This is a genomic window from Zarconia navalis LEGE 11467, assembly GCF_015207075.1.
GTDB lineage: Bacteria > Cyanobacteriota > Cyanobacteriia > Cyanobacteriales > Geitlerinemataceae > Zarconia > Zarconia navalis.
Genome location: NZ_JADEXN010000080.1, coordinates 1 through 12,671, shown reverse-complemented (window position 1 = coordinate 12,671; position 12,671 = coordinate 1). Strand labels below are relative to the sequence as shown.

15 protein-coding genes and 1 tRNA gene are annotated in these 12,671 nt (G+C 48.5%); 4 read left to right on the top strand and 12 right to left on the bottom strand.

Translation table 11 applies throughout. The features are described from left to right. Nucleotides 1-822, bottom strand: an 822-nt coding sequence (locus IQ235_RS06340; protein ID WP_264320648.1) for a serine/threonine-protein kinase, incomplete at its 3' end; no start/stop codon positions are given. Nucleotides 823-841: 19 nt separating this feature from the next. Further along, nucleotides 842-1,399 (bottom strand): SH3 domain-containing protein, encoded by a 558-nt coding sequence (locus IQ235_RS06335; protein WP_264320647.1) that lies wholly within the window; start codon nt 1,397-1,399, stop codon nt 842-844. A 119-nt stretch (nt 1,400-1,518) separates the two neighbouring features. Between IQ235_RS06335 and IQ235_RS06330 the strand changes: the two genes are divergently transcribed. Further along, a tRNA-Arg gene (locus tag IQ235_RS06330) sits at nt 1,519-1,591 on the top strand. Nucleotides 1,592-1,718: 127 nt separating this feature from the next. On the opposite strand, the gene hsdR is transcribed toward IQ235_RS06330, so the two are convergent. From hsdR to IQ235_RS06295, 7 genes are all read right to left on the bottom strand, one after another. Next, the gene (gene hsdR / locus IQ235_RS06325) at nt 1,719-4,127 is read right to left on the bottom strand and encodes an EcoAI/FtnUII family type I restriction enzme subunit R (protein WP_264320646.1); all 2,409 of its coding nucleotides are present in this window, start codon (nt 4,125-4,127) and stop codon (nt 1,719-1,721) included. A gap of 91 nt (nt 4,128-4,218) precedes the next feature. After that, nucleotides 4,219-4,524: a type II toxin-antitoxin system VapC family toxin gene (locus IQ235_RS06320; protein ID WP_264320645.1), complete on the bottom strand. Its 306-nt coding sequence runs from the start codon at nt 4,522-4,524 to the stop codon at nt 4,219-4,221. Continuing rightward, entirely contained in the window at nt 4,515-4,715 is a 201-nt protein-coding gene (locus IQ235_RS06315; RefSeq protein ID WP_264320644.1) for a hypothetical protein, read from the bottom strand. Before IQ235_RS06315 ends, IQ235_RS06320 begins: the two co-directional genes overlap by 10 nt. Before the next feature lie 27 nt (nt 4,716-4,742). Beyond that, nucleotides 4,743-5,246, bottom strand: coding sequence for a restriction endonuclease subunit S (locus IQ235_RS06310; RefSeq protein WP_264320643.1), 504 nt, complete (start codon nt 5,244-5,246; stop codon nt 4,743-4,745). Nucleotides 5,247-5,254: 8 nt separating this feature from the next. Continuing rightward, a complete protein-coding gene (locus IQ235_RS06305; protein ID WP_264320642.1) occupies nt 5,255-5,593 on the bottom strand; it encodes a GIY-YIG nuclease family protein in 339 nt (112 codons plus the stop codon). Nucleotides 5,594-5,670: 77 nt separating this feature from the next. Beyond that, complete coding sequence (locus IQ235_RS06300) at nt 5,671-6,675, bottom strand: type I restriction-modification system subunit M N-terminal domain-containing protein (RefSeq protein WP_264320641.1); 1,005 nt, start codon at nt 6,673-6,675, stop codon at nt 5,671-5,673. After that, the gene (locus IQ235_RS06295) at nt 6,656-6,835 is read right to left on the bottom strand and encodes a hypothetical protein (RefSeq protein ID WP_264320640.1); all 180 of its coding nucleotides are present in this window, start codon (nt 6,833-6,835) and stop codon (nt 6,656-6,658) included. The genes IQ235_RS06300 and IQ235_RS06295 overlap by 20 nt, the downstream gene beginning before the upstream one ends. 187 nt (nt 6,836-7,022) lie before the next feature. Here IQ235_RS06295 and IQ235_RS06290 point away from each other — a divergent pair, with 187 nt between their 5' ends. Then, nucleotides 7,023-7,778 carry a hypothetical protein gene (locus IQ235_RS06290; protein ID WP_264320639.1) on the top strand — a complete coding sequence of 252 codons (756 nt, stop codon included), beginning with the start codon at nt 7,023-7,025 and terminating at the stop codon, nt 7,776-7,778. A 344-nt stretch (nt 7,779-8,122) separates the two neighbouring features. Here the strand turns inward: IQ235_RS06290 and IQ235_RS06285 are convergent, their stop codons facing one another. After that, a complete protein-coding gene (locus IQ235_RS06285) occupies nt 8,123-9,628 on the bottom strand; it encodes a GH25 family lysozyme (protein ID WP_264320638.1) in 1,506 nt (501 codons plus the stop codon). A gap of 388 nt (nt 9,629-10,016) precedes the next feature. Here IQ235_RS06285 and IQ235_RS06280 point away from each other — a divergent pair, with 388 nt between their 5' ends. Further along, nucleotides 10,017-10,772, top strand: coding sequence for a phosphoribosyltransferase (locus tag IQ235_RS06280; protein ID WP_264320637.1), 756 nt, complete (start codon nt 10,017-10,019; stop codon nt 10,770-10,772). Nucleotides 10,773-10,818: 46 nt separating this feature from the next. On the opposite strand, the gene IQ235_RS06275 is transcribed toward IQ235_RS06280, so the two are convergent. Together IQ235_RS06275 and IQ235_RS06270 are read right to left on the bottom strand one after the other, a co-directional pair. Next, complete coding sequence (locus IQ235_RS06275; RefSeq protein WP_264320636.1) at nt 10,819-11,184, bottom strand: DUF1823 family protein; 366 nt, start codon at nt 11,182-11,184, stop codon at nt 10,819-10,821. 131 nt (nt 11,185-11,315) lie between these two features. Then, nucleotides 11,316-11,732 carry an ExbD/TolR family protein gene (locus IQ235_RS06270; protein WP_264320635.1) on the bottom strand — a complete coding sequence of 139 codons (417 nt, stop codon included), beginning with the start codon at nt 11,730-11,732 and terminating at the stop codon, nt 11,316-11,318. A gap of 256 nt (nt 11,733-11,988) precedes the next feature. Between IQ235_RS06270 and IQ235_RS06265 the strand changes: the two genes are divergently transcribed. Continuing rightward, the coding region (locus IQ235_RS06265; RefSeq protein ID WP_441373245.1) for a PDC sensor domain-containing protein at nt 11,989-12,671 on the top strand (683 nt) is incomplete at its 3' end.

Sequence of the window (12,671 nt, the reverse complement as noted above, 5' to 3'; positions counted from 1 at the left end):
ATCCATCTCTAAACCGGCGAGGGCATCTAAGACTTCTGTGGCATTGGAATAACGATCTCGCGCGTCGTAGCGCACCAATTTTGCCAGAATATCGAGGAACGCTGCCGAGAAATTACCATCGCAGAGGCGATCGCGCCACAGAACCTCGCCGGTGCGATAATCGACTGGTAGTTGATGGGGTGGCGTTCGGGTCAAACCTTGAATAGCCACCATCCCCAAAGCGTAAAGATCGCTATTCGATCGGGGTTTGCCGGCGGCTTGTTCGTTGGGCATATATCCGGCAGTGCCCACGGCAACGGTTAAATTTTCGGGATCGAGGTGAGTTCCGAGTTGTTTAACTGCGCCAAAATCGATGAGTACCAACGCGCCATCGAACGTACGCCGGATGATATTACTGGGCTTGATGTCGCGATGGATGATGTCTTGCTGGTGAACGAACTCCAAAATCAGCAGCATTTCTTGCAAAAAAGCGATCGCCCAAGCTTCTATCCACCGTTGCCCAGTTCGCAATTCCTGTTTGATATCCGACCCGCGAATCAATTGCTGTACCAAATAAAACTCCCCCCCCACTTCAAAGTGGGCGAGGAGTTGGGGAATGCGATCGTGGCTGCCCAAACGGTACAGGGTTCGAGCTTCGATATCGAACAGCCGTCGCGCCGTTTGCAAGACAGATTCAGATCCAGACTGAGGCTGCAAGCGTTTAACCACACATTCCGGTTGTTCGGGCAAATCTCGATCGCGGGCGAGGTAGGTTTCGCCGAACCCACCTCGTCCCAGAAAACGAACGACTTCATAGCGATCGCGCAGAACGGTTCCCAGCATATAAGGAACGAATCGATCGTTACTCGGGACAGAAGACTAAACCCACACCCAAAATATAGCCGTTGACGGGTTCTGAAATAGGCACCCAGCCATTTTCGCCGCGATCGACGATCGTCACCTCCTGTCCGTCCACCACCCTGCCGAGGATGTCACCGTTTAAGGAAGGACGTTGGTAAACCTCCATCCCTTCAGCCGCCGAGACTTGACGGCAGCTACTAGCCACGATCGGGGTGGTTTCGATGAGTGGAGTATCGCAAAAGGTGAGGTAATCGCCGTAGACGTAACCCGAGAAGGGAGAGGAGATTGGTATCCAGCCATCTTCGGTACGCTCTTCGATCGTCACTAAGTCGCGATCGGATAGGGTTCCCACAACTTTGCCGCCCGGTCTCAAGCGCACGTTGAGATAGCTGTTTTCGCTGATATTCACCCGGCGACAGCTCTCGGGTTGGTTGCTAGATACGGGAGTGCGTTGGGGAATGGGTTTGGGATTTTGGGCCATTGCCGGGGCGATCGAAAATAGAGATAAGCTTGCAGCAAGGGCAATTGAAATCGATCGGCGATCGTAATTTTTTATCATCTTGAAATAACTCCTTTTTATCGAAACAGATACGCGGACTGCCATTGACAGCAATCCTGGCTTCTGCAACACCACACTATGCATAGAGAGGCGATCGGTGCTATACTATCGTAGCGTAAGGGCATGTAGCTCAGTGGATAGAGCACCAGATTCCGGTTCTGGGTGTCGGGGGTTCAACTCCCTCCATGCTCGTTTATTTTTAATATCTATGATTCCATTCTGGTTCGTTCAAATTCGATCGAGCCTCAATTTGAAGTTGTGATGTCGTCGATCGTGCTTTCTGTAATAGCCAGACAGACTGGCAAAATCATACAAGTATTCAACTGGCTCGATCGCGATCGAAATAGAGGCATTCTTGGAAATTGATAAAGACCTGTATAATTTGCCGAACATCGCCGAGTTCGGAGATAGCGTCGTTAACGCTGCGATACTTTAGTTCTAGGAGTTTGGGTAACTTATCTTGGTTGAGTTCTCCGACTCCTTCGCAAATGTATTGGTCTAGTACGAAGTCGAGAAACTCCTGCTGTTTGCCGGTATAGCGCGAGAAAATAAGGCTTTTGCTTGCCAGAACTCGCTCTGGGCGACTTAACGGCAGTTTGGCATAGGCGATAAAAGCCAAAACGTCAAAAATATCGCTATTTTCTGCATCTGCCATTTTTTGGACGGCAGCAATTTGGTCTTCGCCGTAGCCTTTTTCGGCTAACCCTTCTAAGAGTGCTTGGCGAGTATCGGGACGACTCCACAGGCGACGCAGTTCGGCTTCGTCTCGAAAGAGGTTGGGGAGTTCTCCGTAAAGGCGTTGCACGAACTCAGTGGCTGACAAGGGTTTGCCATCCGGACTCCAGTAGGTGGTTTGAATTTGGCTTTGAATGCTGCGTTCTTTACCGTCTGCGAGTTGAATGACGATTTTTTCGGGGCGTTGCCGGGATTCGTCTAGGGGAAGAGGGATATCGCCCTCAATGCCGTCCGATCGGGGTCTGAGTCGAGCTGTAATGCCTGTCGGTGGCTCTTGGGGTTCGCCGTCCCATTCGGGATCGTTGAAGTGTTCGTGGGCGCGAACGAAGTCATAAATGGTGAAATAATCTTTGCCCTCAAAAAGACGGGTTCCCCGGCCGATAATTTGCTTAAATTCAATCGTGGAATTGATGGGACGCATTAACACGATATTGCGAACGTTCCGGGCGTTAACCCCCGTTGACAGCTTTTGAGAAGTGGTCAAAATGGTCGGAATCGTTTTCTCGTTGTCTTGGAATTGTTTGAGGAGTTGTTCTCCCAAGGCTCCATCGTTGGCGGTGACGCGCGCGCAGTAGTTGGGGTCGGTGCTAACCTTCATTTGGTTGATGAGGTCGCGCACCATTAAAGCGTGGTCTTGGATGGCACAGAATACGAGGGTTTTCTCGTTTTGGTCGATCGCATCCATGAAGACTCGCACTCGATAGGCTTCGCGAGGCCGCATTTCGATGATGCGGTTAAAGTCGGCTTCGGTGTAGACGCGCTCTGTATTGATCGTTCCAGCACTGACAAAATCTTCCTCGCTGTAAGCATATTCATCGAGGTTGGTTTGAATTTGGCAGACTTTGAAAGGGGTGAGGTAGCCGTCATCAATTCCACTTGCCAGGGAGTAGGTGTAAACGGGTTCGCCGAAATAGTCGTAGGTGTCGGCATTAATCTCGCGGCGAGGTGTAGCGGTTAAACCCAGTTGGACGGCAGGGGAAAAATATTCGAGGATACCGCGCCAGGTACTTTGGTCGTTAGCTCCCCCTCGGTGACATTCATCAATAATAATCAGGTCGAAAAAGTTGGGGGGATATTCGCGAAAGTTAAATTTGGATTTGAATTGGGGTTCCTCATCGCCCTGGGCACCGACCGCAGCCGAGCGGTTGGCTTCGGTCATGAACGTTTGGAAGATGGTGAAGAAGATGCTACCGTTTTTCGGGACTTTGCCTTTTTTGGCGATCGCTTCTGGGTCGATTCGGACTAAGGCATCGGGTTGGAAGGCGGAGAAGTCGAGAAAGGCTTGATCTGCAAGGATGTTGCGATCGGCCAGAAAGAGGATGCGAGGACGGCGGGTTTCGACTCCGCTCAACCCACCACTAGAGTTGTCTGAGCGCAGCCGAAGACAACTGAGATTCCAACGACTGTGAAACAGTTTCCAGGCAATTTGAAAAGCGATACAGGTTTTGCCGGTTCCGGTGGCGAGGGTAAGGAGGATACGGTTGTCGTTGTTGGCGATCGCCTCTAGAACCTTGGTTATGGCATTGTGTTGGTAGTAGCGAGCTTCCCAGGTGCCGCTTTTATCTTCAAAGGGAATCGCCGCAAATCGATCGCGCCATTCGTTTTCTCGACTAAAAGTCATCTCCCAGAGTTCGTCAGGACTGGGATAACGTTCGACATCCCGTTCCGCTCCGGTGAGCATATCGATCTGATAGATTTGCACGCCGTTGGTGGCGTAAGCGTAGCGGACTTGGAGGCGTTGGGCGTAGTCTTTTGCCTGTTGAACGCCTTCGGTGTAGGGCAAGGTGTTGGCTTTGGCTTCGATGACGGCGAGTTTTTGGTTGCGGTAGCTCAGGACGTAATCGGCACGTTTGGGCTTGGCGCGTCTTCCGCTGCCAACGAGACGACCGGGGGCGATGACCTCGCGCCGGGTACGGCTTTCGTCCACCACACCCCAACCCGCATTACGAAGGGCGGGGTCGATTAGTTCTGCTCTAGTATCGGCTTCGTTCACTGAGGATCGGGAATGATTTGGATGAGTCCGGTTTGAAAGGCTTTGTCGTCGGTGATGACGGGGATGTTTTCGAGTTCGGCTTGAGCCATAATTATGCGATCGAAGGGGTTGCGATGGGCGATCGCATGATTATGGCTCTGAGGGCGTGGGCTGAGGTAATGGTAAGTTCTTGGAATTTGGCTTGGGTGAGAAGTTCTGCATAGTTTTCCACGATCGGTTTAGCTTCCGGGAGTTTGCCAAGGCGATATTTGGTGGCAATTTCCCAAGCGGAAGCACTGCTGACCAGGATGTTATTTTTCGGGTTCTGAATTAGATCTCGACTGGGAAGTTTTAACCTTTTGTTATCAAAAAGCCACCACAACAAAATATGGGTATCGAGGAGGTAGCTCATTCCCATTGTTGCAGTTCCTCTTCGGGTAGGGGGTCAAAAAAACTGTCGCTGAGTTGCCCCGTTAGGAGTCCGGGGGTTCGGGGTTGCAGGGTTTCTTGTCCGAGTCCGAGACGAAAGTCGTGAATCAGGTCGTAAATTTCGATCGATTTTTCTTCGGGAATGGCTTTGAGTTCTTGGACGATTTTATCGATTAACATTTTTTGACTGAGTAGTTTATCGATATTTTAACTAGCTTTTAAGTTTTCGGCTTCTGTTTTGCCTTGTTTTTTATCTATTGTCAACTGCCCGGTGAAGGCTTTGTGGAGGATGGATTGCTTGAGTTCTTTGAGGGCTTCGAGTTTGCTTTTATAGATGGCTTCGAGGCGTTGGGTATGTTCTGAAAGCAAGTCCATCTCTATAACTATTTTCTCTTGACGCTTTGTAGAAAATTTAGGGACTTTAAAGTTGCGTAATGACTTTAGAGATACTGTTTTTTGTGCTGCACCTGTTGCACAGTCATCTGCTTGTTTTTTTAATTTTTGAGACAGCAGAAGATAATATAGAAATTTTGAAATCGTTTCCTGATTTGGTCGAATTAATCCTATATAATGAATATCACCATCCCAGTACTCTTTTTTAGACTTGCGCGGTGTACCGCCACTTTGAACTTCAGCAATTTCTCCAAGTGACTTCAATGACCACATTTTACAATTTCCCCAAGTCCCAACATCTTCACCCTTACTTTCCAAATTTTCAATTAGTCTTCGTCGGGCTTTGGCTGGTTGAGCGGAGTCGAAACCAGCCTCCGATAATGTGATTCATTCTGACATTCCGCCAGAATATGAAGTTTATCCCAATCACTATTCATCAACGCTATCTTCTTTTTGCGACTCCAGCCCTGCACCTGCTTTTCTCGATAAAACGCATCTTCTACGCGATCGTAATACTCTGCATAAACTAGCTTTACGGGTAATCGTTTTTTTGTATGATTTGCCCCTAAACCGTTTTGGTGTTGCCATAACCGTCGAGGTAAATCCTTGGTACTTCCTGTATAGAAAGAACCATCCGAACATTCAAGGATATACATATAGGGCATTTCCAACTTATCTCCTTCCCTAGCGATCGGACTTCGGGCTTCGACTACGCTCAGCCCTCAGCTAAGTCCTCATTGACTCAGTTATATGGGGCTGGTTGAGCGCGTTGTCCTGAGCTTGTCGAAGGGAAGCCGAAACCAGCCATCCCCCCAATCCCTGCCAAAATCTCCGCACTCTGCGCATCCAAAGCCGCAATCTCCTCCAAAATCTCCCAAGGCTCTCGCAACGGGTCTTCCTCCGGTGCATTGGGATTTTTTACCGAGAGGTCGAACGTCTCCCGTTCCACATCCGCCACATCCACGAACCACGACTTCTCCGACTCCTTAAACGATTCCTGAAACTCCACAAACTCTTTCAGGTCATCATCATTGAGCGCATTCGTCTTCCCCAAATTCCGCCCCGGAACGAGTTGATAATACCAAATCCGCTCCGTCGCCATCGGCAGCATACTCAACTGCTCGTTACCCAAACCATTATCTGAGTCGGAGTCTAAGCCGGGATTTGAGCCGGGATTTGAGCCGGGGTTTGAGCCGGAGTCTGAGCGCAGCCGAAGACCGCCCACCATTGCGCCCCGCATTTCCCATGTTCTTAATCTTCGCTTCGTAGAGATGGGAAAGCTCGTGCTTTTGCTCCTGAGACTAGAAGCGGAGTGCGTCAATCTCATCGAGAGCATCGCGCAGATTGTACCCGCATTTCCCATGTTCTTAATCTCCCCAAAAATCTCACCAATCTTATATTCGATGGTGTCCGGACTTTCGGCACTTTGCTTGAACTTCTGGAGATACGGGAAAAGCTTTCCATTCGCGAAGTCGAGCAAATCGTCCCCAGTCAGAGCCACATCGTAGTCAATCTCACCCGTTTCGTTTTTCGGGGCTGCCCACGCACTCCACCGATACGGCTCGTCAATGATGAAAGTATCAGGCTTCCCAGTTAAGAGAGCCGCTTGTTCTTTTGTCTGTTCCAAATCGTCCAAATATTTGAGAAACAGCAGCCAAGAACTCTGTTCCGTATAGTCAAGCTCTGTGGTGCAGCCAGCCTCTCGCCGAAGGGTATCATCGAGATTTTTAAACGCCTGCTCGAACATAAAAAGCCCAAGATATTCCTAAAAAATCATATCCTATGCTGGCTTTTGCCACGCCACCATCTCTCGAAAGTCCGTAAAAATTTTCGGACAGACTGGCTGGAATTCTTTCCCGTCCCAAACCTTTGCCAATCAGCGTTTCGATCGAAAATCGATCGCTCATCCCGATCGCATATTTGCGTGCAGGGGGTATACAGTCAAATTAGAATAGACAGCAGTTATACAGTTGAGCTTTCAAAGTCTGATGCTGCCGTACAGAATATCTCCTGCAATCTGGAGATAAAGTGACCGGAATGGGGTGAAAATCGCCGGAATGAGGTGAATATTAGAGGTATTTGAGGAGATCGGCGATGAAATTTTTTAAGTTTTTTCTCGTGTTGGGAGCGATCGTTTTTTCGATCGCCGGAGTTTCCCATCGTGCCTGGGGAAACAGTCATGCCATCCCAGTCATGGAGTCGCCAGTACCATTTGCCCTAGAGAAACTTGCCTTTCAAGATGAGTCTTCCGATTGCTTTCTCGATTCTAAAATAGACGACGATCGCCTTCTTGAAATTGAGTTTACCCAAACCTGTTTGAATGAAAAAATGGAGTTGCCCGAACTCTTAGATAGAACAGAAAAACGCATTAACGACAACGAGCAATTTCCCCTCAAAGTCAGAAATACTCAATACTCTCTCATTGACGATGGCATTAAAGTCAAATCGGAAATGTCGATCGACTATCCCGTCATCGGTCTAGTCACTCTCGCCCTCGATCAAGATATCTTCATTAATTTGACTGAAGGCAAAATCGACTTGCAAGCCGGAGAAACCCAGCTTAATGTGAATGTCTCGAGCATCCCCATCGAAAACTTTAGCAGTCTCATCGACCAAGTTGTAGACAGTCAGTTAGTCGTTTACGATGACAAAACCGTGAGTGAGTTTTTAGCCCAAACGGGTTTAGATCTCAAACTCGCCGAAGATATTGGCATTAGTCCAGAAGCTGTCAAATTTACCGTGCGCGCGATCGAATCTCACGTCAGTGCCAAAATCGATAAAGAGGAACTGACGATCGCGATCGACTTTGGAGAAAAGTCCCCCAGTGGGGAAGACGCGGCGACGCGATGAGATGGAGGCGGGGAGGCATCAGATAACAGATAACAGATAACAGATAACAGATAACAGATAACAGATAACAGATAACAGATAACAGATAACAGATAACAGATAACAGATAACAGATAACAGATAACAGATAACAGATAACAGATAACAGAGTCGTAGGGTGGGCAGTTGTGGGAATTGAAATTTCACGTTGCGATTCATAACTGCCCACGAAACCACAGGGTTTAATAGTTGCTGATGGTGGGCAGCAGATAAATTTTGAATGGTGCTTATCGAGGCTAACCCTGCCCACCCTACTGACTCCTAGCCTCCATATTCCGAATTCCGCGCTTCCGAATTCCAAATTCCTAAGCCCGCCAGCGACGGCAAAACTCCTCAAACGTCGTTTCGGAAACTTGCGCTTGCAACCAAGTCAGGGCCGCATTTTGATGAGATACCCCTTTATAATATTCGGCAACATTCACCAATCGCAGGGGTAACGGGGGGGCCGATCGCCAGCGACGGGAAAACTCATCGAGTGTTGCTGCCGAAATATGCCGTTGCAACCAACTCAGGGCTTTATTTTGATGGGCGGCACCTTTGTAATACGTCGCGGTATCGATCAGCCGGATGGAAGTAGATGAAGTCGTGGGTTGATTGCGCCACAAACGGGCAAATTCCCGCATCCCCGACGCACTCATCTGACTTTGCAACCAATTCAAGGCACTCGCTTGAGCCGGTAAGCCGCGATAGTACCGCGCCACGTCTACCATCGAAATAGCCGGAGGTGGGGCCGATCGCCATTTGCTGGCAAACTCTGCGAGAATGGGTGGGGAAATTTCATTTTGCAACCAGTTCCAGCCAGTGTCTTGTTGGGTTGCTCCTTGATAGTATACGGCGGCATTGACCAACCGAATGGGAGACGTGGCATTGGTCGATTCATTGCGCCACAACTTGGCAAATTCTTGCAATTGCTCGTCGCTCATTTGCCCTTGCAACCAGTCCAGGGCTTGAATTTGCTCGGGAACCCCTTGATAGTATCGGGCAACATTGAGCAGTGAAATCGAATCCGAACTGCTGGTGGCATAGGACTCGGGTGTTGAAATCGGCGTGGCGGGTTCGCTCAAATACGCCCAAGTTTGCGGCCCGACAACGCCATCTTCGAGGCTATCTTTCCAACGCTGAAATTCGACGACGGCGGCTTGAGTCAGAGGTGCGAACGTTCCGTCAATGTTGCCGGGATCGAGTCCCCAGTCTTTGAGACGCTGTTGCAAATCCTCGATCCGATCGCCCTTTTCTCCTTCGTGTATTGACTGGAACCAACTAATATTGACCCCGCCTTCAATACCGGGAACCCGACCTTTTTGGGTATATCGCCAAAACGTCCAATTCTTCCAGGTTGGGGGCAATTCAGGTTGGGATGCGAGGATTTCGCTGGCAATCCAAAGGGGGTATTTGGCAAAAGATTCCGGTAGGAGTTGGGCAACCTCCAAGGAGGTGTAGAGAATCGATTTACGCCCGATTGCCCCTTCGATGGTATCTAACCAGGTTTGCAGGCGAGTTTCGAGAGTCTCGCGATCGCCCCCTGAGATGGGAACATATAAAACTGGAGGCAAATCCCCCGATTTGAGGGAGACGGTATTGAGGAAGAAAGCCGCTTGTTCGGCGGCATCGACATCGGGAGAAAAAACATGATAGGCTCCCCGTACCAAGTCGACGGCGGCGATCGCCTCCCAGTGACTGGGGAAGGAATCGGCAATTTCTTGGTTCCCTAGGGTTGCCTGAGTCACAGCATAGGCAAAACCCGAGTTGGCGACGGTTTGCCAGTTGATTTTTCTTTGGGCGTCCGATATATCTATGCCGCGTACACTCATCTGTTCACCTGATTGAATCGCTATTCTCCATTTTAGTGTTGGAGCGATCGCCCGAGGCGAAGGTTTTGGAGATCGGGTGCGAAGCATTGAAAATTACAATCTAAGCAGTCGACTCTTTCTATTAAGAAAAACCCATCGCCCGATCGCACTGCCAGCACTTGGCGTTACGATTAATCCTAGAAAATCATCAACAACAATATATTAAAGTGGCAGTCGTACGTCGATTTACATCACGATCGCTCGTTCGACTTGTCATCGGCGAGTTGCGAAGAAGTAGAAAGCGAACCCAATTCATCGATTGTATTGAAGGAGAATTGACTGTTTTTAAACCCGATCCCCCACACTCTAAGATCTGTCACCGGATACCCGATCGAAGGAGGTTACTCCCATGCCTAGGCGATTGAAACATCGAGTTGAAGCCGGTCGATTGCTAGCCCAAAAATTCATCGATTCTCCCGATCTTGCTGATGCGATCGTGTTAGGACTTCCCCGTGGCGGCGTTCCCGTCGCCTTTGAAATTGCCCGAAAACTCAAATTACCCCTTGATATTTGCCTTGTCAGAAAACTCGGCGTTCCGGGAAATGAGGAACTGGCGATGGGGGCAATTGGCATGGGGGGAATTATCGCCATCGATGAAGAAGTGATTGACTCTCACCAAATTACCCAGGATACTTTCGATGCCGTCATTCGTCGGGAATGGGAAGAACTGGTTCGACGCTATCGGGTTTATCGGGGCGAGATGGCAGGGGATATCGCGATCGAGTGGCGAATTGTGGCGCGGCTGAGACGGGGCAGAGGTCAACTCGAAACCCCTAACTTGCAACCCTCGGATGCTTCGAAAACCCAGTGGTCTGACAAGAATATCATTTTGGTTGATGATGGAGTGGCCACGGGTTCGACTCTGTATGCGGCACTGGCAACCTTGAAACCACAGCAACCCAAATCGATCTCCGTAGCTCTTCCCATCGCGCCTCCGTCCATCTGCAAGCAGTTGAAAACCCACATCGATCGGGTTGAATGTTTGATGACTCCTCAACCTCTCCACTGCATCGGGTTATGGTACGAGGATTTTTCGGCAACATCTGACAAGGAAGTTTGTTACTTACTCGATCGAGCAAAGTCTACACGCACGATCGTGCATTGATATCGTGAAAAGATAATATTTTATGTCTAATTTCAATACGGTATATTCAATTCGATCGAGTCATATAACTTAACAGCCAACTTGCCATCGTTGCCCGTCGCGTTTGCCTCGGCCCGAATTCTCCAATTTTGTAGCCTTTGAAACCCAGTTTTTCTTTCAATAATTGCTTATTTTCTTTGGGAATCGATCGAGTTAGTTTCACTGTTGCCGGTCGGCTGTCGATGAAATCTGGGGGTTCGGGATAGTCTTCTTGCCAAGTGGCTTCAACTTCTCTTGCATCCCACTGTCTTGAGACTTTGTTATATCGATAGCCGAGATAATACCAAACAAGTTTATTGACCGTTGCATCGTCAAGCTCTTCGTTTAAAATTGCCCAAATCGTTTCTGTTTCAAGAGAAGGTAGGTCAGACATTTTTATTTCTATTAACGTTGAATTGCTGTACGAAATAGTAATCTTATAATTTTATTCTCAATCGAGAAGTTGAATTTGAAAAGATTTATTTTTTCAAGAGCGGTTCTAGCTTAAATCGAAATGCGATCGACTTATGGATTTGAAGGAAGTGCAGTTGTGGCGATCGCCAGATTAACACCCTCAATGCGACGCAACCGATCCATCACCTCAACAACTGTCCCGTGGCGAACTTCTTCATCTGCTTGCAACACGACTAAAACCGTCGAGGACGATTGCATTCGCGATCGGATTTCTCCCTCAAGTCCATCAATGCCAATCAGCTGACCTTCTAAGAAGATCTCCCCTTGAGGGTAAAGGGTAATTGTGAAGGGGATTCGATCCTGAGTTTGGGCAGTTGTTGCGTTGGGTAAGCTGACGGGTAATCCTTCCGTTCGATCGAGAAATAGGCTGGCAAGAATAAAAAATGCCAAAATGACAAAAATGATATCGATCGCGGGAACGATATTGATTTGAGCGGGGAGATCGGGTTCGTCGTCAACTAGGCGCACGATCGAGATAGCTTTTGAATCTAAAGATGGTCTTTAAGATTATAGGTAAAGATTTAATTGTTATCAACTGTTTCCAAAAAAATACATCGAGAATTGAAGGCTAATTTATAATTAATGCTTTTTTATTTTTTCTGAAATTTTAAAATATATTCTTTCGAGATATAACATCATTAATATTTATTGACAGCGATCGAGATCCTACCTTCTCGGGGCTTGATTGTTTAAAGTAATACCGTAAGCGTTAAGGTTGGCAATCTTGACCAACCGAGTCATTTTCTTTGGAAAAGAGCACTGGCTCGTCGAGCGAGACCTTGTATTCGATCGTCGAGTTGATTTCCAGAGTTCTCCCTCGATCTCCACCAAGCTCATGACCTTATCCAAGCAATTGACCCACCGGAAACAGCAGATGCGATGGTGGTTCGACGGCAATGCAAGCAACAAGATCTCGCGAAATCTGTGGCTGCGATTAATTCTCGGCTGCACGACATTCGTCGTAAGTACTTCTGCGTACTATAGTTATCGCGTCTTGCGGAACTTGACACTTGAGAAAATCGAACAGGAGGTTTTATTCAAAGTACAGATTGGCAGCGATGCGATTGATGGATGGTTAGTTTCGCGCAGAGAGCGGGTAGAAACCTTTGCGAATATGCCCAGACTCCAAAGCTTAGATTGGTCGAGTATCGAACCTTACTTACAACTAGAAATCGATCGACAAACCGACTTTTTTAAGTTTGCCCTGGTATATTCCGACGGAACGCGCAACAATACCGTTGGCACAACCCGAGCGAAAGGCAATGTCGGCGATCGCCCTTTTTTCATCGCAGCGATGGCCGGTCGAAGTTCTATCAACGATCCGGTCATTTCCCGCTCCACTGGCATCCCGCAAATTAATATGGCCGCACCGATTTGGTCGATTCCCCCGGTCGATCCGACCGCTTT